This window comes from Desulfarculaceae bacterium (assembly GCA_020444545.1).
Taxonomy (GTDB): domain Bacteria; phylum Desulfobacterota; class Desulfarculia; order Desulfarculales; family Desulfarculaceae; genus Desulfoferula.
In genome coordinates, this window is the sequence record JAHLKT010000001.1 from 403,173 (window position 1) to 427,916 (window position 24,744).

Annotated in this window: 18 protein-coding genes; 8 read left to right on the forward strand and 10 right to left on the reverse strand. The window is 66.7% G+C overall.

The annotated features are described in order from the left end of the window. Positions 1-164 precede the first annotated feature (164 nt). The 7 genes from KQH53_01950 to KQH53_01980 form a co-directional block, all read right to left on the reverse strand. Complete coding sequence (locus KQH53_01950; GenBank protein MCB2225412.1) at positions 165-659, reverse strand: hypothetical protein; 495 nt, start codon at positions 657-659, stop codon at positions 165-167. A gap of 192 nt (positions 660-851) precedes the next feature. Next, complete coding sequence (locus KQH53_01955) at positions 852-1,475, reverse strand: hypothetical protein (GenBank protein ID MCB2225413.1); 624 nt, start codon at positions 1,473-1,475, stop codon at positions 852-854. Between the two features lie 147 nt (positions 1,476-1,622). Next, a complete protein-coding gene (locus KQH53_01960) occupies positions 1,623-2,069 on the reverse strand; it encodes an Hsp20/alpha crystallin family protein (GenBank protein ID MCB2225414.1) in 447 nt (148 codons plus the stop codon). Positions 2,070-2,257: 188 nt separating this feature from the next. After that, entirely contained in the window at positions 2,258-3,193 is a 936-nt protein-coding gene (gene cysK, locus KQH53_01965) for a cysteine synthase A (protein MCB2225415.1), read from the reverse strand. 32 nt (positions 3,194-3,225) lie between these two features. After that, a complete protein-coding gene (locus KQH53_01970) occupies positions 3,226-4,182 on the reverse strand; it encodes a serine acetyltransferase (protein ID MCB2225416.1) in 957 nt (318 codons plus the stop codon). A 76-nt stretch (positions 4,183-4,258) separates the two neighbouring features. Next, positions 4,259-5,050 (reverse strand): TRAP transporter TatT component family protein, encoded by a 792-nt coding sequence (locus tag KQH53_01975; protein ID MCB2225417.1) that lies wholly within the window; start codon positions 5,048-5,050, stop codon positions 4,259-4,261. Between the two features lie 81 nt (positions 5,051-5,131). After that, positions 5,132-5,785 (reverse strand): lysoplasmalogenase, encoded by a 654-nt coding sequence (locus KQH53_01980; GenBank protein ID MCB2225418.1) that lies wholly within the window; start codon positions 5,783-5,785, stop codon positions 5,132-5,134. A 270-nt stretch (positions 5,786-6,055) separates the two neighbouring features. Here KQH53_01980 and KQH53_01985 point away from each other — a divergent pair, with 270 nt between their 5' ends. From KQH53_01985 to KQH53_02005, 5 genes are all read left to right on the forward strand, one after another. Continuing rightward, positions 6,056-8,263, forward strand: coding sequence for an FUSC family protein (locus KQH53_01985; GenBank protein MCB2225419.1), 2,208 nt, complete (start codon positions 6,056-6,058; stop codon positions 8,261-8,263). Between the two features lie 541 nt (positions 8,264-8,804). Beyond that, on the forward strand, positions 8,805-10,019 hold the full coding sequence (locus KQH53_01990; GenBank protein ID MCB2225420.1) for an ammonium transporter: 1,215 nt from the start codon (positions 8,805-8,807) through the stop codon (positions 10,017-10,019). A gap of 23 nt (positions 10,020-10,042) precedes the next feature. Beyond that, positions 10,043-10,438, forward strand: coding sequence for a P-II family nitrogen regulator (locus KQH53_01995; GenBank protein ID MCB2225421.1), 396 nt, complete (start codon positions 10,043-10,045; stop codon positions 10,436-10,438). Positions 10,439-10,539: 101 nt separating this feature from the next. Next, the gene (locus KQH53_02000; protein ID MCB2225422.1) at positions 10,540-11,343 is read left to right on the forward strand and encodes a sulfite exporter TauE/SafE family protein; all 804 of its coding nucleotides are present in this window, start codon (positions 10,540-10,542) and stop codon (positions 11,341-11,343) included. 417 nt (positions 11,344-11,760) lie between these two features. Beyond that, on the forward strand, positions 11,761-13,389 hold the full coding sequence (locus KQH53_02005; protein MCB2225423.1) for a mechanosensitive ion channel family protein: 1,629 nt from the start codon (positions 11,761-11,763) through the stop codon (positions 13,387-13,389). A gap of 296 nt (positions 13,390-13,685) precedes the next feature. On the opposite strand, the gene KQH53_02010 is transcribed toward KQH53_02005, so the two are convergent. After that, positions 13,686-14,729, reverse strand: a complete 1,044-nt coding sequence (locus tag KQH53_02010; protein MCB2225424.1) for a calcium/sodium antiporter — start codon at positions 14,727-14,729, stop codon at positions 13,686-13,688. 48 nt (positions 14,730-14,777) lie between these two features. Then, positions 14,778-15,089: a hypothetical protein gene (locus KQH53_02015; GenBank protein ID MCB2225425.1), complete on the reverse strand. Its 312-nt coding sequence runs from the start codon at positions 15,087-15,089 to the stop codon at positions 14,778-14,780. Positions 15,090-15,279: 190 nt separating this feature from the next. On the opposite strand from KQH53_02015, the gene KQH53_02020 reads away from it, so the two are divergent. From KQH53_02020 to KQH53_02030, 3 genes are all read left to right on the forward strand, one after another. Beyond that, positions 15,280-15,546: a hypothetical protein gene (locus KQH53_02020; protein ID MCB2225426.1), complete on the forward strand. Its 267-nt coding sequence runs from the start codon at positions 15,280-15,282 to the stop codon at positions 15,544-15,546. A gap of 220 nt (positions 15,547-15,766) precedes the next feature. Beyond that, the gene (locus KQH53_02025; protein MCB2225427.1) at positions 15,767-21,733 is read left to right on the forward strand and encodes a PAS domain S-box protein; all 5,967 of its coding nucleotides are present in this window, start codon (positions 15,767-15,769) and stop codon (positions 21,731-21,733) included. A gap of 45 nt (positions 21,734-21,778) precedes the next feature. Continuing rightward, positions 21,779-22,690 carry a cation diffusion facilitator family transporter gene (locus tag KQH53_02030; protein MCB2225428.1) on the forward strand — a complete coding sequence of 304 codons (912 nt, stop codon included), beginning with the start codon at positions 21,779-21,781 and terminating at the stop codon, positions 22,688-22,690. Here KQH53_02030 and KQH53_02035 read toward each other — a convergent pair. Continuing rightward, positions 22,687-24,708, reverse strand: a complete 2,022-nt coding sequence (locus tag KQH53_02035; protein ID MCB2225429.1) for a TRAP transporter permease — start codon at positions 24,706-24,708, stop codon at positions 22,687-22,689. The two genes, KQH53_02030 and KQH53_02035, sit on opposite strands and share 4 nt — an antisense overlap. Between the last annotated feature and the right edge of the window lie 36 nt (positions 24,709-24,744).

The following is a 24,744-nucleotide window of genomic DNA, read 5'->3' on the forward strand; positions in this document are numbered from 1 at the left end:
CGGCGCTCGTTTCCTCGGCGTATTGGCATATACGCCTGCGGAACTCGCTTGCCCGCGCCTTGCCTGCGAAGCCGTAGCTGTGCCGACGGATACCGTGGGCCTATCCTCAGAACAACTTAATCATCACCAAATTTGCGATACGAAAAGCGACGACGGTTTAGGCGCTAGTTCGGCTTGTGGGGGACCGGCGTGCCCTGACCGGGGCGGATGGTGGTGGTCTGGCCGGGCTTGAGCTCCAGGACAAAGCGCTGGTTGGTCCCGGCCACGCTGATGGGCCAGTAGGTCCAACCTTCGCGCAGGCCCACGTAGCCGTCCACGATGAGGCGATAGGCGTGCTTGCCCGGCGGGGCCAGGAACACGGTGTCGCGCTTCAGGCGCGGCCCCTGGATCACGGTGAGCTGTTGGGGCGGGTCGGGCGGCAGGCGGGTGAGGCGGCCGTCCCTTTCCAGCCACAGGCCCCAGTCCCAGGAGGTGTAGGGCGTGGTGTCATCGAACTGGTTGAAACGGGAGCGGTCGGTCTTAAAATCCACCAGCACCCGCACCCGGGCCGGGTTGGGGCCCGGGTCCACATAGCGCTCCGCCGCGCAACCCGCCAGCAGCGCGGCCAGCAGCAAGAGCGCCAGCGCCAGGAGCCGGGCGCGGCGAATCAAGCCAAGCAAGTTAGCGCCCCCTTTTAGGTGAGGAGCAAACGCCCAAACTGGACCCGAGGTGTTCGAGTTCGGCAGCGAGGCGCGAAGCTGCAACGGTTTGGCGACGGAGGCGTACTTAAAGCGTACGCCGAGGAGGCAAACCGCGAAGCCAGCGCCGCAGCCCGAAATCGGACGCCGAGCACGGTGGCTGGCGAAGCCGGCCTAGTAGACCCAGGGACCTCCCCACCCATCCACGGAATCAACTGCGTCGATATCCATGTCGAAGCGGTGCACCTCTTCCACGCCGCCCCGAATGATGGGCATGATGATGGCCAGCTGGTTGGGCCAGTCGCCCTGGGAGATCTGCGGCTCGGTGAGCGGGGCCAGCAGCCACTGCCCGTCGCGCTTGGCCTCGCGGGCGGGGCGCAGGTCGTCCTGGATGGTCTGGCCCGGCCCCACGGTGGTGGGCTTGAGGTTGGTGACCGGCCCCCAGTAAGGCGCGCCGTTGTGGGCCAAGTGGTAGTTGTAGCCCGCCCCGTTGATGTAGTAGGTCTTGGCCCAGTTGATGGTGATGGGCGTTTCGTTCTGGTTGATCAGCTTGAGCTCGAATATGAACTCACGTTCCGCGTCCAAGCGCAGTTGCACCTTCACCCCGCCGGCGCTGTAGGACCACTGCATCAGGCCGGTGGGATAGGTGTTGGCCAGCTGGGGCCAGGTGTCCCGGCGCATGGAGGTCTCGTCGCGGTAATAGTCCACCGCGTTGGGGCCGCCGCCGGCGCAGGATACCAACACGAAAATGACCAACCAGATAGAGCAGGCCGCCACGCGGCGGGTGAATGCGCGCATTAGAATCTTCCTCCTCGGCCCGGCGCCACGCCGGGAAACGCCCCATTAATACCACGGAAAAGGCCCGGGGGGAAAAAGGATGGGCTGGCGGGGCCAAAAAAAGCCCGCCCCCAACGGGGAGCGGGCGCTTTGCGGGCGGGCGGCGGGCTAGCCGGCCTTCACCTCGATGGTCTTGGAGGAGCTCTTGGCGCTCTTGGGCAGGCTGACCTTGAGCACCCCGTCCTTGTGGGTGGCGCTCAACTTTTCCACGTCCACCTCGCTGGGCAGGCGCACCGAGCGGCTGAAGGAGCCGTAGCGGCGCTCCACCACGTGCCAGGAGCCCTGCTCCTCGTCGATCTCCTGCCTTTTCTCGCCGCTCAGGGTGAGGATGCCGTCGCTGTATTCCACGCTGATGTCCTCGGGCTTGAGCCCGGGCACCTCGGCGCACACCTCATAGGCCCCCTCGGACTCTTTCACGTCGATGGAGGGCACAAAGGCCCCTTCGGCCACCCCGCTGTTTTCGCCGGTGTCGAAAAAGCGGCTGAACAGGTCGTCCACGTCCCGGCGCAGGCGGTTGAGGCCACGAAACTGGCCATAGGGAATCAAATAGGTCATCGTTGCCTCCTTTCTTGGGAATTACTCGCAATAACAGCTAGATATATCATGCTTACGCATATTAAGTTAATCCGGCGAAAGACGCTTGCAAGCCCTGGGCGGCAAAATTTTTGGGGGAATTCGGGCCAAAAAGAACCCGCCCCGGCCGAGGCCGGAGCGGGAGGGGAAAACGCCTGTAATTCGGCGGATCAGTCGTCCAGATACAGCTCGGTTGACTGGTAGCGCTCGCCGGTGGAGGGCAGCACGGCCACGATGGTCTTGCCCACGTTCTCGGGCCGGCGGGCCACCTGCCAGGCGGCCCAGGCCGCCGCGCCCGAGGAGATGCCGCAAAGCAGGCCCTCGTGGCGGGCCAGAAGGCGGGCGGTGTCCATGGCCTGGTCATTGGTCACGGTGATCACCTCGTCGACGATATCGCGGTTGAGGATCGGGGGCACGAAGCCCGCCCCGATGCCCTGGATCTTGTGGGGGCCGGGCTGCCCGCCGCTGAGCACCGGGCTGTCGGCCGGCTCCACGGCGATGGCCTTGAACTCGGGCTTGAGGGGCTTGATGTACTCGCTGATCCCGGTGATGGTGCCTCCGGTGCCCACCCCGGCCACCAGGATGTCCACCGCGCCGCCGGTGTCGTTCCATATCTCCGGGCCGGTGGTGTGGCGGTGCACCGCCGGGTTGGCCGGGTTGCTGAACTGGTCGGGCATGTAGGCCTTGGGGTTCTCGGCCACGATCTCCCTGGCCTTTTCGATGGCCCCCTTCATGCCCCCCGCCGCCGGGGTAAGCACCAGTTCGGCCCCCAGGTGCTTGAGCAGACGGCGGCGCTCGATGCTCATGGACTCGGGCATGGTGAGCATGAGCTTGTAGCCCTTGACCCCGCAGACCATGGCCAGGCCGATGCCGGTGTTGCCGCTGGTGGGCTCCACGATCAGGGAGTCCTTGTCGATCTTGCCCTCGGCCTCGGCCGCGCCGATCATGGCCACCGCGATGCGATCCTTCACCGAGCCCAGGGGGTTCTGGTACTCCAGCTTGGCCAGCACCGGGGCCACCATGCCCTCCAGGCAGTTCTCCGAGAGCAGCACCAGGGGGGTGCCCCCCACCACGCGGATGACGTCGGGATTGATGTGGGTGGCCATAGCCGTTCCTTTCCTGCCCCGGCGGGGGGCCTCTACTTGCGGGGCTCCACGTAGACTAGCTCGGGCTTTTTCAAGAACACCTTGGTGTCCGGGGGCACCGACCCGGTGAGCCACACGTTGCCCCCGATCACCGAGCGGGTGCCCACCACGGTGTCGCCGCCCAGGATGGTGGCCCCGGAGTAGATCGTCACCTCGTCCTCGATGGTGGGGTGGCGCTTGGCCCCGCGCAGGTCTTCCACCTGGCCCCGGGGCAAAGACAAGGCCCCCAGGGTCACGCCTTGGTACAGGCGCACCCGCTGGCCCAACACGGCGGTCTCGCCGATCACCACGCCGGTGCCGTGGTCGATGAAAAAGCTCTCGCCGATCTCGGCCCCGGGGTGAATGTCGATGCCGGTCTTGGCGTGGGCGTACTCGCTCATCATGCGGGGCAGCAGCGGCACCTCCAGATGGCGCATGCGGTGGGCCAGGCGGTATACCGTCACCGCGAACAGGCCGGGGTAGGAGAAGATGATCTCGTCCACCCCGCCGCTGGCCGGGTCGCCCTCCTGGGCGGCCTGCACGTCCAGGGCCAGGAGGCGGCGTATCTCGGGCAGGGACTGCACGAAGGCCAGGGCCGCCCGGTTGCCCCGGTCGGCGCAGTGGCTGCATTCCAGCTCGTGGCGGAAGCAGTCGTGGCGCACCGCCCAGGTTATCTGGTCCGAGACCAGCTCGAACAGGCGCAGCAGCTCGGTGCCCAGGTGGTACTCCAGGCTCACCTGCTCGATCTTCTTGCCGTCGAAATAGCCGGGAAAAAGCACCCGCCGGGCCAGGGCCACGATCTCCACCACCGCGTCGTGGCTGGGCAGGGGCACCGGGCTGATGTGGTCGAAGCAGGCGGCGGTGCCGCAGGTGGCCACCAGTTCCTTGACCACCTTGGGCAGCTCATCATGGGGCCGCAGGGCCAAACCCTGGTCCAGGGTGCACTCGTGTAGGCTGGCTCGGTCGGGCATGGCCGCGTCCTTTCCCTGTGCCCCGGTTTTAGGTTCCGGGGCGCCCTCTTTCAACGATAGCATATTTCGGCGGGGGTTAATTCGGGGGCCGGCCGTCGGCCAGGGCCTTGCGGGCCAGCTGCTGCCACATCTGGCACTCGGGCATCAGGGCGGGGATGGGGCGGCCCTGGGCCACCTCCTCCAGGAGCTTGCGCGCCTGGTCGTTTTTGCCCTGCTGGTAGTAGAGATCGGCCAGGTATAGCTGGTTCAGCCAATAGCGCGGGCCGTAGCTGATGGCCTTTTTGTAGTTCTGCTCGGCCAGCTCGTTGTCCCCGCCGATGAAACCCGGCATCTTGTAGTAGATGCGCCCCAGCACCCGCTCGGGACCGCCGTAATAATAGCCGGGATGGCTGGCGGCCAGCTCGGCCATGTTCTTCATGGCCTGCTTGACCAGCATCAGGGCCTCGGGGAAGGAGGCCACGTCGGCCAGCATGCCCTGGCCCACGCCCATGTAGAACAGGGGGCCGGGGTCTTGGGGATGGGCCCGCCGGGCGGCCGAGGCCACGGCGATCAGCTCGCGGAAATGCTCCTCGGCCTGCTCGTCGGGCTTTTGGGCCCCTATCCACACCAACAGCTCGCAAAGGCGCATGGAGGCTTCCAGGTCGTCGGGCGCCTCCACCAAGAGGCGGCGGTACATCTGGGCGCTCAGGGCCGCCTTGGCCAAGTCGCCGCGCTGCTCGTAGAGCGCGTCGGCCCGCATGTTGAGCTGCCTTTTGTCAAAGGATCGGGCCGGGGAGGCCAGCAGGCAGAGCGCCAGCAGGGCCAGCAGCAGCGAGGTCAGGCGCAGCGCGGCAGGCGGTTTCTCGGTGTAATTGCAGGCTCTGGACAAGGCGGCGCGGCCCTCCGGGAAAAGACAATCAAATTAGGTTAATCCCTGAATTTTGACACTGGTTCTCCGATGGGTCAAGAGTCAGGCCACCAGGCCCACCGAGCAGGCGATGGCGAACTGGCCGCCGTAGTACAGGGGCAGGCCGATCAGGCGGTTGTCCCAGCCCGGGCTCTTGAAGCGGTCGCGGGCCACGAACAGGTCGCTGAGGTAGAAGATCAGCGCGCCGATAAAGATCACCCACCCCGCCGTGGGCGGCACGGTGCGTTGGAAAAGCGCGGCCCAGCCCGCGATCACCATCACCGTGATCACCACCACGTAGGCCAGCACCGGCCCCAGCATCTTGCCCAAGGTAGGCCTGAGCCACAGGAACACCAGGCCGCTCACCGCGCACACGGCCAGGATGCCGGGGTTTATCCATTGGCTGGGCGGGGTGAGCCCGGCAAAGGCCACCACGTAGGCCACGTGGCCCAAGAGAAACGACACCAGGCCCAAACGGAAGGCCTTGTCGCCCTTGAGGGCCAGGCACACGTCGCCGATGAGCCCCAGCACCAGCCCGGCCAGCACCAGGCCGAAGTACCAGCCCACGGGGTGGGGGCTGATCAGGGCCGCGACCACGAACAGGATTGACAGGGGGGCCTTGAACAACAGCACCCGGCCGGGCTCCTGGCCCCGCTCGGCCCAGATGAGGCCGATGAGCAGCAAAACGGCGGGAATGAACAGATAGTACACGGGCATGATCCCCCTCCAGCGCGGACGACGGGCCCAACATAGCACAAGGATCGGGAGATTGTCAGGAAGACGTCTCCCCGGCGGGCCGCCTCAGTCCCAGAGGGCGATCAGATGGAAGTGCAGGTCAAAACGGCCGGTGGCCGGGCAGTAGTAGCTCACCTTGTCCCCAAAGTTCAGGGGCACCTGCTTGCGCGCGGGCGGGCCCGCCCGGCCCGCGACGCTTGCCAGCCGCCCCGGCGGCCCGCTAACATGACTCCCCGGGAGGGGACAAAATCCATGGACGCCTCGGCCGGCTATATCACGCGCTTGTACCGGCGGCACATCCATCCCTACGACCCCTCCTTCCTCACCTTGCGCCGCAGCCTCAAAACCCTGGTGGCCATGGCCATCTGCCTGTGGATCTATTGGCCCTACCCCAGCCTGCTGGCCTGGGGGCCGCTGGCCGCCTTCACCCTGAGCCAGGTGCCGCCCGGCCTGCCCCTGGCCGCGCGGCGGCGGGCCATGCTCTTTCTGGTGGGGGCCGCCGCCCTATTGGTGATCCCGGCCACGGTGCTGGGCTTCGGGGTGGCCGTGCCCACGGTTTTCATCGTGCTGGCCACCCTGGCCGCCTTCGGGGCCGCCGCCCTGGGCCCGGCCTACGGGGCCTGCTCCCTGTGGGCGCTGCTCTTGGTGGTGGTGGCCCTGGGCAAGCCCGGCCCCCTGGAGGAAGGCCTGGCCCGCGCCCTGGCCGTGGTGGTGGGCGGCCTGGTCTGCTGGGCCCTGCACTTTCTGGTCTTGCCCATGCGGGCCCGCCAGCTCTACCGGAGCACCTTGTCCCTGGCCCTGGTCAACCTGGAGGAGCTGTGGGACACGGTGCACGACGGCTTCCCCAGCGGCAAGGTGGACCAGGCCCGCCTGGAGCAGGCCAAGGAGCAGGCGCTCAAGGCCCTGCACCGTTTGCGCGGCCTGCCCCAGTTTTTGGAGACCCCGCCCGACCAGGAGGGCAGCGGCGCGGTGGCGGTGCTGGCCCTGGGCCTGGACCTGGTGCGGGTCTACGAGAACCTCCTGGCCCTGTGGCAGCTGCGCCAGGCGGCCCTGGGCTCGGCCCTCTACGACCAATACGGCCCTCGCCTGGGCCAGCTAATGACCCGGGCGCGGGCGCTCCTGGAAGAGCTGCGCCGCGCGGTGCAGGAAGGCGGGGGCCGGGTGGAGTCCAGCGGACTGATCGACGCCCTGCGCGACGACGTGGAAAAGATGCGCACCCAAAAGGCGGCCGACGGCGGGCATAGCGTGGGCGAGTACGTGCTGGTGTTCAACTCCCTGGCCGCGCTGTTGGCCCTGGCCCGCGACCTGGGCCGGGCCGAGGGCCAGCGCCGGGCGGTGGATCTGTTGCACCTGCCCCCGGACAAGCCCGCGCCCTCCTGGGCCGGGTTCTGGGGCCGCCTGCGGGCCGAGCTCAAGCCCGATTCCCCCACCCTGCGCTCCGCCGGGCAGGCCGCCGTGGCCACCGGGGCCTCCATGCTCCTGGTGAAGGCCGTCGACCTGCCCAACGGCTACTGGGTGGTGCTGTTCGCCATGCTCATGGTCAAGCCGGACCTGGGCACCACCCTGGCCCTGGGCAAGTACCGCATCCTGGGGGTGTGTCTGGGCACCGCCGGGGCCAGCGCCTTTTTACTGGGCCTGGGCGACCAGGGCGCGGCCTACTACCTGGCCTGCGGTCTGGGCGCCTTCGTCACCCTGTACCTGATGAGCTTCCCCCACCCGGTGGTCTCCGGCGCCATGAGCAGCTTCACCATGATCATGATCACCTCCACCGTCTCGCCCCTGGGCTGGGCGGTGGGGCTGCTTCGGGTGGGCGAGGTGATCCTGGCGGTGATCATCGGCCTGCTCACCGCCCGCTTCCTGTGGCCCAACCGGGCCAGCCGCCGGGTGCGCGGCGAGGCGGCCGCGGTGTACCGGGGCCTGGCCGGCTTTTTGGACCAGGCGGTGGCGGGCTATCTGGCCGGGGGCCTGCCCGTGGACCGGCTCAGCTCCCTGCGCCAGGAGCTGCAAGACCAGATCGCGGCGCTCAAGGCCTCCTACGCCGCCGCCGGGCGGGAGCCGGGGCGCAACCCGGCCCTGGGCCGCCACTTCGGGGAGGTCATCTCCCACGCCGGGCGCATGTACGACCAGTTGCTCATCCTGGAGGCGTCGGCGGTGCGCGGGGCCCCGCCCGGCCCCTGGCAAAAGGCCTCGGACCAGGTGCGCGAGCTGGGCGCGGAGCTAAGCCGCCTGCTGGACAACCTGGGCAGCTCCCTGGCCGCGGCCAAGCGCCCGGCCAAGCCACCGGAGTTGGAGGCGCGCCACGCCCGTCTGTTGGGCTCGCTCCGGGGCATCAAGGCCGCCTCCGGCGAGCTGGCCGGCCAGGGCCGCCTGACCCTCTCGGCCTTTTTATGGGAACTCCGTCAGGTGGAGCGCGAGGCCCTGGCCGCCCGGGGCGAGGCCGCCGCCCTGGCCAACGATTAGCCTCCTACCATTCGGTAGGCAAGCCTTCCTCACATACAATTTGGTATGTTTCGTTTTTGTAGACTTGTGAAAGGCCCCGGAGCCCTATCCAGCCGCCAATCACGGCCCCCGGCACGGCTATTTTGGGCCGCGCCGTCACAAGTTATTCCGGCTTATACATCTATTTTAACTACATTATTATAATTGCGCCTCGCGGCGGACCATCCGGGCGGGCCCCGGGGCCTTCCGGCCCGCCCCGGCGGCCGTCCCATCCCCGGCCCGGGGCTATGAATTTACTTTTTTGTTGACCGCCAGGTAGGCTGCCTACCATTTGGTAGGCGTAATTAGTTTACATTTTTGTAGATTCTGGATGCTCCCTCCGGTTTTGGCCCTTAATAGCGGGCCTTAGCTTGTCTCCTCTTTTTGCCTTCCGGCTTGGTACGAAGCTTGCGTAGTTGGGCCCCCGAGGAAGTAGTGTGCCCGCCGGGCGGCTAGGGGCTTGGCAAGGGGATAGGCCCCTGGCACGGACAATTTGGCTTTTGAGGAGGGTGTGATGGCCAACATCAACACGGGTGACACCGCTTGGCTTTTGGTCTGCTGCTCGCTGGTCCTGCTGATGACCCCGGGCCTGGCCTTTTTTTACGGCGGCATGGTCCGCAAGAAAAACATTCTGTCCACGCTAACCCTGAGCTACGCCTTCATGGCGGTCATCGGGGTGCAGTGGGTGCTCTACGGCTACAGCCTGTCCTTCGGCCCGGACATCGGGGGCATCATCGGCGGGCTGGACTTTCTGGGCTTCATGCGGGTGACCGCCGCGCCCAACGCGGCCTATAGCGCCACGGTGCCCCACCAGCTTTTCGCCGCCTTCCAGATGATGTTCGCGGTGATCACCCCGGCGCTGATCACCGGCGGCTTCGTGGAGCGCATCCGCTTCAAATCGTTCCTCATCTTCGGCCTGATCTGGGCCACTCTGGTCTACGACCCCCTGTGCCACTGGGTGTGGGGCGTGGGCGGCTGGCTCCGTGAGCTGGGCACCCTGGACTTCGCGGGCGGCACGGTGGTGCACATCGCGGCCGGGTTCAGCGCCCTGGCCTTCGCCATGGTCATCGGCCCGCGCAAGGGCTACGGACACAGCACCTGGGAGCCGCACAACATCCCCTACACCGTCTTGGGCACCGGCCTGCTGTGGGTGGGCTGGTTCGGCTTCAACGCGGGCAGCGCCCTGGGGGCCAACGAGGTGGCGGTGAGCGCCCTGGTGGCCACCAACACCTCCGGGGCGGCGGCCGGGGTGGTGTGGATGATCCTCTCCTGGCTCGACGGCCGCCCCTCCACCCTGGGCCTGGTCACGGGCATGGTGGTGGGCCTGGCTGCGGTCACTCCGGCCTCGGGCTACGTCACTCCCCTGGCGGCCATGGTCATCGGCGCGGTGGCCGCGCCCATCAGCTACTACACCATCCGCTTCCGGGAAAACCGGGGCCTGGACGAGTCCCTGGACGTGTTCGCCTGCCACGGCATGGCCTCCACCTGGGGCATGTTGGCCACCGGCCTGTTCGCCACCAAGCTGGTCAACCCCGGCGGGGCCAACGGCCTGTTCTACGGCAACCCCTCCCAGGTCGGGGTGCAGATCCTGGCCTCGGTGGTCACCATGGTCTTCGCCTTCGGGGTCACTTACGTGGTGGCCAAGGCCCTGAACATGAGCATCGGCCTCAGAGCCACCACCATTGAAGAGGAAGTGGGGCTTGACATCAGCGGCCACGGTGAACGAGCTTATTCTTAGGGATACACAGGGAGTGGTGAGCCATGCTTAAGAAGATCGAAGCCATTATCCGCGAAGACAAGGTGGGCGACGTCAAGGACGCGCTCAACGAGATAGGCATCCGGGGCATGAACGTCTTCGAGATCCGGGGACAGGGCCGCCAGGGCGGCATCACCCTGGCCGGGCGTTCGGGCACCTATCAGGTGGACATGCTGCCCAAGATGCAGATGAACATCATCCTCAGCGAGGAAAACGTGGACGAGACCATCGCCACCATCCTGAAGGTCGCCCAGACCGGCGCGGCGGGAGACGGGCTCATCTTCGTCTACCCGGTGGAGGAGGTGGTGCGCATCCGCACCGGCGAGCGCGGCCGCGAGGCGGTGATGTACCCCGGCGACATCGACGAAAAGAAGGGCCGGGGCAAGGCCAAGGCCTCCTGATCCTTACAACAAGGCCGTATCCGGGGCGGGGCCGCGAGGCTCCGCCCCTTTTTTTGCGCATCGCGCGGCCGGGGGTATACTAGCCGCCGGAGAGGAGAGCCATGGAAGCGATTATCCCCTGGTTGGTCTTTGCGGGCGTGGGCGCGTTGGCCGGCGTGTTGGCCGGTCTGTTGGGCGTGGGCGGCGGCCTGGTCATGGTCCCGGCGGTGGTTTTCTATCTGGAGGCCGCCGGCGTGGCCCCCCAGAACGTGTTGCACATGGCCCTGGGCACCTCCCTGGCCATCATCGTGTTCACCTCCATCTCCAGCTTCCGGGCCCACCACAAGCGCGGTGCGGTGGAATGGCCCATCGTGGCCAAGATCACCGGCGGCATCCTGGTGGGCACCTACGGCGGCTCCTACATCGCCGCCCAGCTCTCCACCCACTTCCTCACCGTGTTCTTCGTTGTCTTCCTCTATCTGGTGGCCATCCAGATGCTCCTGGACTTCAAGCCCAAGGCCGCCCGCACCATGCCCGGCATCGCGGGCACCAGCACGGTGGGCCTGGGCATCGGCTGCCTCAGCGCCCTGGTGGGCATCGGCGGCGGCTCCCTCTCCGTGCCTTTCATGACCTGGTGCAACGTGCCCATCCACCGCGCCATCGGCACCTCGGCGGCCATCGGCCTGCCCATCGCCCTGTCCGGCGCGGCGGGCTACGTGGTCAACGGCTGGGACGTGCCCGGCCTGCCCGCCCACAGCCTGGGCTTCGTATACCTCCCCGCCCTCATCGGGGTGGCCGCGGTCAGCGTGTTCTTCGCGCCCCTGGGGGCCAAGCTGGCCCACCGCCTGCCCACGGGCATCCTGAAGAAGGTCTTCGCCGCCTTCATCATCCTGGTGGGCACCAAGATGCTCTGGAGCCTCTTTTAAGCCCGGAAATTTCATGGAGGTCGTGCGCCCGGCTTCGCCAGCCACCGGTATACGGTGTTGCTGGCCGCGCTCGGGCCTTGACGTAGCTATGGCTACGCCAGCGGCCCTCGCTTGCCAGCGTGCCGCCGGCGGCATGTCGGGTCGAGCAGTAATTTGCTCCCACCAGCGCCCTAGGCTCCCCGTGAAACCCATTGGCAGCCCAAGCCTTGGGCCGCCTTGTCTGCCGGCGGCTGGCTGTGCCGGTGGGGGAACAAACCGTACCCAGACAAAGCCAACGCCTTTTTCATTAAGCCCCCATGAAAATTTAATCATTATTTGAGGCCACCCAACCTCCATGAAATCTCCAGGCTAGGCAACTTGCCCCGTTCGTCCGAGCTTGGGCATACTAAGTGGAACCAATAGCTTCAAGGTGGTTCCATGCGTCATCTCTTTGCCCTGTCGCTTTGCCTGGCCCTCTTTTTGGGCGCGGCCGCGCCCTGCCCGGCCGAAGAGACCCCCACCCTCAAGGAAGTGATACAGCCCAGCGGCGGCAAGGCCCAGGCCACGGCGGCCAAGCCCGCCCCGGACGGCCAGATGCGCCCCTCCCCCCGCCAGGCGCTCATCGACTTCGCCCTGGCCGCGCGCGCCGGCAAGTACGCCGACGCGGCCCATTACCTGGACCTCAGCGGCATCCCCGAGGCCGAGCGGGACGAGCTGGGCCCGCGCCTGGCCTACCGCCTCATGGCCGCCGGGACCCGCGCCCTGCTGTTGGACATCGAGCAGATAAATGACAGCCCCCAGGGCGACCTGAACGACGGCCTGCCCAAGGACCTGGAAAAGATCGGCACGGTGCGCACCCCCGAGGGCCCGGTGGACCTCTACCTCCAGCGCAAGAGCCTGCCCGGCGGCGAGGTCATCTGGCGCTTCACCCCGCGCACCGTGGCCCAGATCGACCTGGCCTACCGCCATTTCGGCCATGGAGTGCTGGGCGAAAAGCTCACCGAGTATCTGCCCGACTACTGGTTCCTGGGCATGCAGCTCTGGCAGTGGGCCGCCGCCTTCATCCTCGCTATCCTGTGCTACCTGGGGGCCTGGCTGGCCACCGCCCTGATCGAATGGCTCCTGGCCCGGCGGCCCAAGGGCCTGGGCGACCCCGGCCGCCGCTTTTTGCGCGGGCCCCTCCGCCTGCTCATGGCGGCCATGGTCTACACCTGGAACGTGGACATCATCGGCCCCTCCATGACCGCCAAGGCCATCATGAGGGGCCGCACCATACCCCTCATCGCGGTCACCTGGTGCCTGGTGCGCCTGGTGGACATCGCGGTGGAGCGCCTGGCCCAGCACATGCAGCGGGCGGGCAACCAGCAGGCCACGGTGCTGCTCAAACCCGTGGGCACCATCCTCAAGGTGCTCTTGGTCATGACCGCGGCGGTGGTGTGGCTGGACAACTTCGGCTTCAAGGTGACCACCATCCTGGCCAGCCTGGGGGTGGGCGGCATCGCGGTGGCCCTGGCCGCCCAGGACACCCTTAAAAATTTCCTGGGCTCCATCGCCATCCTCCTGGACAAGCCCTTCCGGGTGGGCGAGCGCATCGTGGTTCAAGGCCACGACGGCTTCGTGGAGGAGATCGGCCTGCGCTCCACCAAGCTGCGCCAGCTGGACGGCCACCAGGCGGTGGTGCCCAACGAGCTGGTGGCCCGGGTGGATTTGGAAAACATCGGGCGGCGGCCCCATATCCGGCGGGTGGCCAATCTGCGCCTGGCCTCGCGCACCAGCGCGGCCCAGGCCCGCCGCGCGGTGGCCATCGTGGAGGATCTCTTAAAGGACCGTGAGGGCATGGACCCCGAGCTGCCGCCCCGGGTCTATCTGAACGAGTTCAACCCGGACTCGCTCAACCTGCTGATGATCTACTGGTACGTGCCCCCGGACTTCTGGGCCTACAACGCCTTTGGCAACGAGCTGAACCTGAGCATCCTGGAGCGCTTCGAGGCCGAGGGCATCCGCCTGGCCGAGCCCGCGGTCCGGGCCGTGGTCAGCCAGGAGCCGGGAGAAGATATTCCGGCCTAGACCGGCCCCCCCGGCCTGGCCCCCGCATGGCGGAACCTTGCGCGGCGGGATTAAGAGGCAGGTAAGCAGGTAAAAAGGGAAAGCCAAGAGGAGGGTTCGCCGGGCCCTGCCTGGCCGCCCGGCCACGCCATGCGCCGGCAAGCCCACGGACCGCCGGGTTGAGCGTTTGCTTCAGCGCGGTGCCTAGTTCCCGTATACGAGACCGCCCCCCCAAGGAGCCCTTCTTTCCTTACCTGCTTTTTTATTGCGTTTCGAGCCGGCCCGAGGCCGCGCCTGCCCCCGGCACGGCCAGCCGCCTACCCTAGCTCAAGGCTGTACTGCAAAACCAGATAGGCCGCGTAGATGCTCAGAATCCAGGCGCCTTGCCAGCGCTTGAACCAGCCGTCGGTGTTCATGAAGATGAAGGCCCGGAAGCTATAGAGAATGAGCAGCATGGCCGGGAAATGGAAGGTGAAGAAGTTGGGCGGCACGGCCAGGGGCCGGGCCACCGACGCCGCGCCGACCACAAACAGGCAGTTGAGTACGTCGGCCCCCACCACGTTGCCCACCATGATCTGGGGCTGGCCCTTGCGGATTGAGCTGATGGCGGTCATCAGCTCGGGCAGGCTGGTGCCGAAGGCCACCAGGGTGGCCGCGATCACGTCCTGGGGCACCCCGATCCGAAGAGCGCCCTCGGCCGCGGTGGGCACCAGCACCCGGGAACCGGCCACCACTCCCACCAGGCCCAGCAGGGTGAAGCCCAGGGCCTTGCCCACTCCCCAGTCGCGCTCCTCGCCCACGTCCTCGGCCAGCAGGCCGCTCTGGCGGGCCCAGCGGTAGGACATGTACAGATAGACCACGAGCAGCAGCAGCAAAAACAGCCCGGCCCCGCGCCCCAGGGTGGGGGCGGCGGGAGCGGCCCACAGGGCGATCAGGCACATCACCACCAGCAGGGTGGCCGAGCCCACCTGCCACCAGCCGGTGCGGTTGAGGATAAAACGCCTCACCGGCACCCGGCTGATCAGGCACATGAGCCCGAAGATGAGCCCGGTGTCGCAGATGATGGAGCCCACCCCGTTGCCCAGGGCCAGGCCGGGGTTGCCGGTCCAGGCGGCCAGCACGCTCACGAACATCTCGGGAGTGGTGGTGCCCAGGCTGATGATGGTGGCCCCGATGACGATGCGGGGCAGGCCGGTGCGCTGGGCCAGGGAGACCGCGCCGTCCACCATGAGGTCCGCGCCCTTGGAAAGCACCACGATGCACACCGCCAGGAGCACCAGCAGGCCCCAGGCGGGCAGACCGGCCACCAGCTGATTGAGGGCCTCGTCGCTGCCGATCCATCTGACTAATTGGGAAAGCACGCCATGGGCTCCAGGGGCTCGGTTTGCGGGGGGATGCCGGAGGCCGCCCTACTCGGGGCAGCGCTCCCAGCCCAGGATTTTCAGGCAGGATTCGAGATTCCAGGCGGTGGGGCCCTTGGCGCCGGCCTTGCCCAGGGTCTCGCTCAGATACTTGCGCCGCTCGGCCACCCGCTGCTGGCAATACTTGCGGGCCTTGTCCAGATCCGCCTCGCCTTCGGGCACCCAGCGGTAGCACCAGCCCTCGTACTGATACTCCAGGCTGCGGCCATCGGGGCTCTCGGGCCCAAGCCCGCCGCCGCAGGCGGATACGGCCGCCAGGGCCAATAGGGCCAGAGCGGCCAGCAGCAACCATTTCGCCATGCGCCTGGGGTTCATTTCTCGCTCAGTCCGTCTCCCGGCTCGGGGACAACGAAAGGGGCCAATACGCGCCCGGCGGGAGATGCCCCGCCGCAACGACTGAATTATTAACACAATAGCACGGAACCGGCCAACCGCGCCTTGACCGGGTGAAACGGCGCGGCTTGTGGTATATCAAGGCCAGGAGGCAGCCATGCAACCCGACCACCAGACCCCGGAAAAAGAGCCCGCCTGGATCGACCCGGAAGAACGGGCCAAGCAGGCCAACGAGGCCTGGCTGCAAGGCCACTGGAAGATCGTGGCCCCCCTGCTCATCCTGTTCGTCCTGGCCGTGTTCGTGGTGCCCCTGTTCTTCTTTTCCTTCCTGGAGGCCCTGTGCATCCAGATAGGCGGGGCCGCGGTCCTCTATCTGTTGGGGCGCAAGTTCACCACCGCCTTTGACCGCAAGCGTCCTTTCTGAGCCAACCGCCTGGTTAAGCTTGCCTTTTCTAGGGCTTATAGTGTAATTAGGAACTAGTAATGCGTCCAATAGCCTTGCTACGGCGATCGTAAAGCATCACTAGGCCGCCCCTGACGCCCGGCGGCGCATCGAAACCACCCAGCCGGTCCGCAACGAGTTTTTGGCCGCGAACCAATTAGCCTCTTAGGCACCTGCCCTCATGTGCCGGGAGCAACAGGTCTTGGCCACCGAGCCCAAGCTAGGCAACGACGGAAGCCTGCCCCACCGCCTTATCCTGGAGAGCGTGGGCGAGGACACCCTTACTCAAGTCGCTTCCGATTATCTGGACCTGCTGGGCACCGCGGCGGTCATCCACGAAAAAAACGGCTCTCTCGCCCTGAGCGTGTTCGCCTCGGACTGGTGCCGCCTGCTGTGCGACGCCCCCTGCCTCGCCAGCCAGGGCGAATCCGCAAGGCAATCGCCCGAGGAGACCTCCTGCTGGGACGAGTGCTCCCGCCGGGCCATGGAAACCGGCGGCCCGGTGGAGGTGGCCTGCCAGGGCGGCCTGGAACTCTTCGGCGTGCCCATCATGGCCGGCGAGGTGGTGGTGGGCGCCATCAGCTTCGCCCATGGGCAGCCGCCCGAAGACCCCGCCGAGCAGGCCCGGCTGGCCGAAGCCCACAGTCTGGACCCCGCCGTTTTGCAGGCCGAAACCGGCAAGCTGCCTCCCAAGTCCCCGGCCATCGTCGAGCGGGCCAAGCGGCGCCTGGCCACCTCGGCCCGGCTCATCGGCTCGGTGGTGCAGGCCGAGCTGACCTCCCGCGCCCTGCGCGAGAACGAGGAGAAGTTCCGGCTGCTGACCGAGAACATGAGCGACATCGTCTGGACCACGGACCTCGCCTTCCAGACCACCTACATGAGCCCCTCGGCGGAGTGGGTGCTCGGCTTCTCTTCCCAAGAACGCGAAGCGCTGACCCTAGAGCAAAAGATCACCCCGGAATCGGTCCGCAAGCTTTATGACCTGTTCAAGGGCAAGACGCCCCCCGAGGCCAGGGGCAGCCGGCCCGGCGACCCCCTCAAGATGGAGATGGAGTATTACCGCAAGGACGGCTCCACCGTCTTGATGGAAAACATCATCACCGCCATGCACGACAGCAAGGGCGAGATCATCGGTTTCCACGGGGTCTCGCGCGACATCACTGAACGCAAAAAGGCGCAGGAAGAGCTGACTCGCCGCGAGGAGACCCTCCGGGGCATCTTCGACACGGTGCAGGCGGGCATCATCCTGGTGGACGACCAGGGCGTGATCACCCTTGCCAACCCGCGCATGGCCCAGATGCTGGGGGTCCGCCAGGCCGAGCTGATCGGCACACCCTACCTGGGCCACGTGGCCCAGGATCAGATCCCCCATGCCGACCGGGCTATGCGCCAGCTCATGGCCGGCGAGGTGGACCAGGCATCCCAGGAAAGGCTCTACCGCCGGGCCGACGGCTCGCGGTTTTGGGGCCATCTCACCGGTCAACGCCTGCACCACGCCGACGGCAGCTTCTGGGCCCTGGTGGGGGTCATCCAGGACATCACCGAACGCCGCCGGGCCGACAAAGCCATCCGGAAGAGCGAGGCCCGCTTCCGCCAACTGGTTGAGAACATCAGCGAGGTCTTTTGGGTGGGCTCGCCGGACTGGCAGGAGGTGAGCTACGTAAGCCCCTCCTACGAGCAGGTATGGGGCCGCAGCCGGCAAGGCCTCTACGACGAGCCGACATCCTGGATGGAGCTACTGCCCGATGAGGACCGCCAGGCGGTGACGGACTACATACAGGCCGCCGACCCCGGCCAGCCGGGCACCTTCCCCCTGTACCGCCTGCAACGTGAAGACGGGGAAACCCGCTGGATTTCGGCCCGTTACTACCCCGTGCGCGACGAGTCGGGCAAGGTGGTGAGCATCTGCGGAATCGCCGAGGACATCACCCGGCAGAAGCAGGCTGAGCAGGAGCTGCGCCAGACCCTGGAGCGCCTAAAATCCCACCTGGAGAACTCCCCCTTGGGAGTGGTGGAGTTCGACAGCGAGTACAAGGTCATCTATTGGTCGCCCCAGGCGGAGGAAATCTTCGGGTGGAAGGCCGAGGAGATGCTGGGCCGGTTCATCGGCGATGTGAGATTCATCCACGAAGACGACGCCGACCAGGTGTACCGGCTCTTCAAGGAGATGGAGTCCGGGCACCTGAAGAGCAACACCAATTTCAACCGCAACTACCGAAAAGACGGCACGGTCATCGACTGCGCCTGGTACAACTCGGCCCCGCTGGACGAAAACGGCGAACTCATCTCGGTTTTCTGCAGCGTGTTGGACATTACCGAACGCAAGCGGGACGAGCAGCGCCTCAAGGACAGCGAGGAGCGCTACCGCCTGCTGTTCCAGTCCATGCTCTCGGGCTTTTCGCTGCACGAGATAATCACCGACGACGACGGCAAGCCGGTGGACTACACCTTCCTGGAGATGAACCCCGCCTTCGAGCGCTTCACCGGGCTCAAGGCTGAGGAGGTGAGGGGCCGCACGGTGCGGGAGGTCTGGCCCGACATCGAGGACTCCTGGATCGAGACCTACGGCGAGGTGGCCCTGACCGGCCGGCCCGCCCGCTTCGACGACTACAGCCAGGCCCTGGGCCGCCACTTCGAGGTGGCCGCCTACTCCCCGGCCCCGGGGCAGTTCGCCACCGTGTTCCAAGATGTCAGCGAGCGCAAGCAGGCCGAAGAGGCCCTGAAGCAGAGCGAGGAGAAGTTCCGCTCCGCCTTTGACAACGCGGGCGTGGGCATGGCCCTGGTGGACATGGAAGGCTACTTCCTCTCGGCCAACAGCGCCCTGTGCGAAATGCTGGGCTACGACCCGGAAGAGTTCAGGAGCTTGCGTTTTCTGGAAATCTCCCATCCCGACGACCGGGCGGAGAGCTGGGACCAGGTGAAGCTGATACTCAAGGGCGGGCCAGAGTCCTTCTCGCTGCAAAAGCGCTACCTGCACAAGGACGGCCGGATCATCTGGGGCCGGGCCAACGTCTCCCTGGTGCGCGGCACGGACGGCGAGCCCTTGTTCGCGGTGGTCCAGATAGCCGACATTACCGAGACCAAGGAGGCCCAGGAGGAGCTCGCCGAGATCTTCAACATGTCCCTGGACCCGATCTGCGTGGCCGACATCAACAGCGCCACCTTCCTCAAGGTCAACCCCGCCTTCACGGCCACCCTGGGCTATTCCGAGCAGGAGTTGCTGGGCGTCTCCTTCATGGAGTTCGTGCACCCCGACGACGTGCAGCCCACCCTGGATGTTCTGGAGAAGGAACTATCCCGGGGCAACATGGTGATCAACTTCACCAACCGTTACCGCCGCAAGGACGGCGAGTACGTCTGGCTGAACTGGAACTCCCACCCGGACATGGAAAAGGGCATCACCTACGCGGTGGCCCACGACATCACCGAGCAGCGCCGCTACGAGCGGGAGCTGGAGGAGCGCGAGGCCCTGCTCAACGAGGTGGGCAGCATCGCCAAGATCGGCGGCTGGGAAATGGACCTGGTCACCCGCAGGTCCAAATGGACCAAGGGCACCTACGACATCGTGGAGATCGAGCCGGGCCAGCCCATCCCCGGCCCGGACGATCACATCGCATTTTACCTGCCCCAATACCGGGACATAGTCAGGGAGGCCATGCGGGCCCTGGAAGAGGACGACGTCCCCCTGGACTTCGAGGCCGAGGCGCTTACCCCCAAGGGCAACGTGAAATGGTGCCGCGCCCTGGGCCGCGCCCAGCGGGTGGGCGGCAAGGCGGTCCGGCTCTACGGCACCTTCCAGGACATCACCGAGCGTAAAAAGGCAGAGGAAGAGCTTCACGAGAGCGAACAAAAATTCAGGCTGGTGACCGAAACCATCCAGGACGTGTTCTGGTTGAGCACCTGCGGCGTGGAAGAGATGATCTACGTCAGCCCGGCCTATGAAAACGTATGGGGCCTTTCGCTAGAAGAGCTTTACAGGAGCCCCAGGGCCTTTTTGGAATCCCTGCATCCGGACGACAAGGAAGGCTACCTGAAAACGATCGGCGAGTACCACCGCCGTGGGAAAGCCTACGAATGCTCCTACCGCATACTCAGAAAGGGCGGCGAGATCAGGTGGATTGAGGAAAAAGGCTATCCCGTGGCCGAGCCTTCGGGGCGCACCCGCCTTATGACCGGGGTATGCACGGACATCACCGAGCGTAAAAAGGCAGAGGAGGCGCTCAGGGAGTCCCGCCTGTGGCTGGAGACCATATTCAACGCCCAGGAGGACGCCATCTTCGTGACCACCCCGGGCCGTCGCACCGTGCAGGTTAACCCCGCGGCCGGCGAGATGTTCGGCTACAGCGATCAGGAGCTTTTCGAGCGGTCCACCGAGCTGGTGCACGTGGACCAAGCCCACTACGAGGAGTTCGGGCGTCGCATCACCCAAGCCTTCGAGCGGGGGGAGACGGCCCACTTCGAGTACGAAATGATGCGCAAGAACGGCGAAGTGTTCCCCACCGAGCACACCGTTTCCATGCTCAAGAGCGAGCTGGGCGAGCCCATGGGCATCCTCAGCGTGGTGCGCGACATCACCCAGCGCAAGCGGGCCGAGGAGGCCCTGGCCCAGACCCAAGAGCGCTTCCGCCAGCTCATGGAACAGTCACCCTCGGTGATCGAGATCTACGACCTGGACGGCACCCAGATCATGGCCAACCGGGCCTACGAGGAGCTGTGGGGCTTCCCGGCCAGCCACACCAAGGGCCGCTTCAACCTGTTCAAAAGCGAGGAATTCCTCCGCCTGGGCCTGGAGCCATACGCCCGGCGGGCCTATGAGGGGGAGGCCGTGGACATCCCTCCCTACCGCTTCGACGGCACCGGCCCCACCGAAGGCCGGGGCCGGGGCCGGACGCGCTGGCTCAAGACCCGCTTATACCCCCTCAAGGACGGCCAGGGGCGGGTGCAGAACCTGGTGATCACCCACGAGGACTACACCGAGGTGAAAGAGGCCGAGCAGCAAAACCGGGAGCTGGAGGCCCAGCTGAGGCAAAGTCAGAAGCTGGAAGCGGTGGGCACCTTGGCCGGGGGCATCGCCCACGACTTCAACAACATCCTGGCCGCTATCATGGGCTACGCCGAGCTGACCCAGGACGACCTGCCCGCCGGGCATCCGGGGCACGAGAGCATTGAGCAGATACTCAAGGCCACCCGCCGGGCCCGCGACCTCACCCGCCAGGTGCTCAACTTCAGCCGCCCCGGCGAGGAGCACCAGCGGCCCATGCAGCTGGCCGTGTTGGTCAGGGAGACCCTCAAGCTGCTCCGGCCCTCCATCCCCGCCTACGTGGATTTCCGGAGCGTTATCCGCGACGAAAAGCTGATGATCAAGGCCGACCAGAGCCAGATGCACCAGGTGCTTCTGAACCTGTGCACCAACGCGGCCCAGGCCCTGAACGAGGGGGGGGTCATCGAGGTGGGTCTGGAAAAGGTGGAGCTGGACCCGGAGGACCCCCAGGCCCCGCCCGGCCTGCCCTCCGGGGTGTATCAGATGCTTTGGGTCAAGGACAACGGCCCGGGCATGGAACAGGGCACCCTGGCCCGGATCTTCGATCCCTTCTTCACCACCAAGGAGCCCGGCATGGGCAGCGGCATGGGCCTGTCGGTGGTGCACGGCATCGTGCAGGCCCACGACGGCGCGGTGGCCGTGGAAAGCGAGCTGGGTCAGGGCTCGGTTTTCCGGGTGTATTTGCCGGTATTGTCCAAAGGGGAGCTGAGCGGGGAGGCCGCCCCCGACGCCCCGCCCCGGGGCAGCGAGCATGTCCTCCTGGTGGACGACGAGCCCGCCCTGGTGGACGTGGGGCGCCACGTGCTGGAGCGCCTGGGCTACCGGGTGACCGCCGCCACCTCCAGCCGGGAGGCCCTGGGGCTCTTCCAGGAGGCCCCCGGGGAGTTCGACCTTTTGCTCACCGACCTCACCATGCCCGGGCTCACCGGCACCGCCCTGGCCGAGCGCATCCTGGCCATCCGGCCCGATATGCCCGTCATCCTGTGCACCGGCTACAGCTACGAGCATGTCACCGAGGCCCAGATGCAGGCCATGGGCATCAGGCGTCTGGCCCACAAGCCCCTGCGCGCGGCGGAGATCGCCGAGATCATCCGCGAAGTGCTGGACGAGCCGCCGGACCGGCAATAGGCCCGGAAGTTTGCATTCCCCGCCCGGGGCAGGCATAACCTAGATATGGCTCATTCGTCCAAATTCATCATCCACGCCGCCTTGGTGGGCAACCTGTTGGTGGCGGCCACCAAGTTCGTGGCCGCCTACTTCACCCGCAGCTCGGCCATGATCTCCGAGGGCATCCACTCCCTAGTGGACACGGGCAACCAGGCGCTATTGCTCTGGGGCCTGAGGCAGTCGGCCCGCCCGGCCGAGCCCGACTTCCCCTTCGGCCACGGCAAGGAGATCTACTTCTGGAGCTTCGTGGTGGCGGTGCTCATCTTCGCGGTGGGCGCGGGGGTCTCGCTCTACGAGGGCGTGCTGCACATCCTGCAGCCGGTGCCCATCGAGAACATCATGGTGAACTACATCGTGCTGGTCTGCGCCATGGGCTTCGAGGGCATGGCCTGGCTCTTCGCCATGCGCGAGTTCAAGCGCACCAAGGGGCGCGACGGCTACTTCCAGGCGGTGCACAAGGGCAAGGACCCCACCCTGTTCGTGGTGGTGTTCGAGGACTCGGCGGCCATGCTGGGCCTGTTGGTGGCCCTGGGCGGCAACTTGCTCTACCAGCTCACCGGCAACCCCTATTTCGACGGCGGGGCCTCCATCGTCATCGGGCTGATATTGGGGGCCACGGCCATCTGGCTGGCCTACGAGACCAAGGGGCTGTTGATCGGGGAGCGGGCGGCGCGCCAAGTGATCAGCGGCATCACCGCCGCGCTTACCGCCCACCCGGTGGTGAGTCACGTCAACGAGGTGCTGACCATGCACCTGGGGCCCGAGGACATCCTGGCCAACATCAGCGTGGACCTGGACGACCACGCCAACGGCGGAGAGATCGAGAAGGCCCTGGCCGAGATCGAGGCCCGCATCAAGGCGGACTATCCCCAGGTGAAAAACATCTACATCAAGGCCCAGGCGCGGCCTCCGCTCTAGGCGGCCGCCCGCCTCAGCCCCCACTTCTGACCCAGCCACACCAGCAGGAACGTGGCGGTGCCCAGGGCCTGGGCCGCGGCCGCGCCGGGCAAGCCCAGCCAGGCGGCCGAGGCCTCGGGCCGGAGGATCACCGCCGCCGCCGTCAGCAGCGCCAGGGTCTCCCACCAGCGGTTGCGGCGGCTAAGGAAGCCCTGGGTGGCGCTGGCAAAGGCGAACATGGCCGCCACCCCGCTGAGCCCCACCCACAGCCCCAGCCACCAGGAATGCACCCCGATCAGGAGCAGCTGGGTGTTGAAGATGAACATGAAGGGCAGGATGGCGGTGCGCAGGTCGTAGGTGAAGCTTTGCAGGCCGGTGGGGATGGGGTTGGAGCGGGCGATGGCGCTGGCCGCGTAGGCGGCCAGGCCCACCGGCGGGGTGTCGTCGGCCAGGATGCCGAAGTAGAACACGAACAGATGGGCCGCGATCAGCGGCACCACCAGCCCGGCCGAGGGGCCCAGCTCCACGATGACCACGGCCATCAGGGAGGCCATGACGATGTAGGTGGCCGTGGTGGGCAGGCCCATGCCCATGATGAGGCAGGCAAAGGCGGTCAGCGCCAGGAGCAGGTAGAGGTTGTCCCCGGCCACGATCTCCACGATCTCGGTGATCAGCCCGCCCAGGCCCATGTTGACCACCCCCACGATGAGCCCGGCCCCGGCCACGGCCACGCCGATGCCCATCATGTTGCGCCCGCCGGCCACCAGGGACTGCCACAAAACGTTCCCCGCCCGCCTGAGCCCCACGGCCCAGCCCTCGCCCCCGCGCATTGCCCGCCAAAGGTTCAGGGCCACGATGAGCCCGGCCAGGACCACGATGGCCCGGAACACGGCCAGGGCCGGGCTGTGGCGCAGGATCATGAGCTCGTAGATGAGCACCGCCAGGGGGGCCAGAAAATGGAAGCCCGAGCGCAGGGTGGGCCAGAAAAGGGGCAGCTCGGCGCGGGGCACGCTGGCCAGGCCCAGCTTGCCCGCCTCCAGGTGGGTGATGAAAAACAGGGTGCAGTAGCTTAAGAGCGCGGGCAGCGCCGCCGCCTTGACCACGGCCATGTACTCCAGGTTGCAGTACTCGGCGATGATGAAGGCGGCCGCGCCCATGATGGGCGGCATGAGCTGGCCGTCGGTGGAGGCGGCCACTTCTATGGCCGCGGCCTTTTTGGGCGGATAGCCCGCCGAGGTCATCAGGGGGATGGTGAAGGTGCCGGTGGTCACCACGTTGGCGATGGAGCTGCCCGAGACCAGGCCGGTGAGGCCCGAGGCCATCACCGCCGCCTTGGCCGGGCCGCCCTTGAACGAGCCCAGCAGGCTGAAGGCCAGGCGCACGAAGTAGCGCCCCCCGCCCGCCCGCTCCATCATGGCCCCGAACAACACGAAGAGAAACACGATGCTGGCCGACACGTCCAGGGGGATGCCGTAGATGCCCTCGGTGGACATGGTCTCCTGGCCCATGAAGCGGCTCAGGCTCACGCCCTTGAAGGCGATGGCGTCGGGCATGTAGGGGCCGAAAAAGGCGTAGACCATGAAGGCCAGGGCCACCAGCACCAGAGCCGGGCCCAGGGCGCGGCGCACCGCCTCCAGCAAGAGCACCACCAGCACCCCGCCGGCCACCAGGTCGCGGGTGAGGGGGTCGCCCTGGCGCATGGCCAGGCCTTGGTGGTCCAGGGCGATGTAGAGCGCGGCCAGCCCGGCCACCCCGGCCAGGACCAGGTCCAGAAGCACCACGCGCTTTCGCTGGGAGAAGTAGATCAAACGGCCGTTCAGGTCGCGCTGCTTGATGGCCGGGAAGCAGAGATAGACCAGCACCAGGGCAAAGGCCAGGTGCACCGCCCGCACGTAGACCGTTTCCAGGAGGATGGCCCAAGGCAACAAAAGCTGGAACCCCGACCAGGCGGCGGCCACGACGGGGATCAGGCCCCGCTGCCATCCTTGGGGATCGCGCAGGCCCAGGTCGGCCGCCGCCGCGGCCTGGGCTTGGGCCACGCCGGAATCGAGGGAAGTTGGCTCCTGAGTGGAAGT

What these genes read in the sequence shown, in the direction of transcription:
- KQH53_01955 (MCB2225413.1), bottom strand. Translation starts at nt 1,475, where the DNA reads ATGCGCGCATTCACCCGCCGCGTGGCGGCCTGCTCTATCTGGTTGGTC.
- KQH53_01960 (MCB2225414.1), bottom strand. Translation starts at nt 2,069, where the DNA reads ATGACCTATTTGATTCCCTATGGCCAGTTTCGTGGCCTCAACCGCCTG.
- cysK (MCB2225415.1), bottom strand. Translation starts at nt 3,193, where the DNA reads ATGGCCACCCACATCAATCCCGACGTCATCCGCGTGGTGGGGGGCACC.
- KQH53_01970 (MCB2225416.1), bottom strand. Translation starts at nt 4,182, where the DNA reads ATGCCCGACCGAGCCAGCCTACACGAGTGCACCCTGGACCAGGGTTTG.
- KQH53_01980 (MCB2225418.1), bottom strand. Translation starts at nt 5,785, where the DNA reads ATGCCCGTGTACTATCTGTTCATTCCCGCCGTTTTGCTGCTCATCGGC.
- KQH53_01985 (MCB2225419.1), top strand. Translation starts at nt 6,056, where the DNA reads ATGGACGCCTCGGCCGGCTATATCACGCGCTTGTACCGGCGGCACATC.
- KQH53_01995 (MCB2225421.1), top strand. Translation starts at nt 10,043, where the DNA reads ATGCTTAAGAAGATCGAAGCCATTATCCGCGAAGACAAGGTGGGCGAC.
- KQH53_02000 (MCB2225422.1), top strand. Translation starts at nt 10,540, where the DNA reads ATGGAAGCGATTATCCCCTGGTTGGTCTTTGCGGGCGTGGGCGCGTTG.
- KQH53_02005 (MCB2225423.1), top strand. Translation starts at nt 11,761, where the DNA reads ATGCGTCATCTCTTTGCCCTGTCGCTTTGCCTGGCCCTCTTTTTGGGC.
- KQH53_02015 (MCB2225425.1), bottom strand. Translation starts at nt 15,089, where the DNA reads ATGGCGAAATGGTTGCTGCTGGCCGCTCTGGCCCTATTGGCCCTGGCG.
- KQH53_02020 (MCB2225426.1), top strand. Translation starts at nt 15,280, where the DNA reads ATGCAACCCGACCACCAGACCCCGGAAAAAGAGCCCGCCTGGATCGAC.
- KQH53_02030 (MCB2225428.1), top strand. Translation starts at nt 21,779, where the DNA reads ATGGCTCATTCGTCCAAATTCATCATCCACGCCGCCTTGGTGGGCAAC.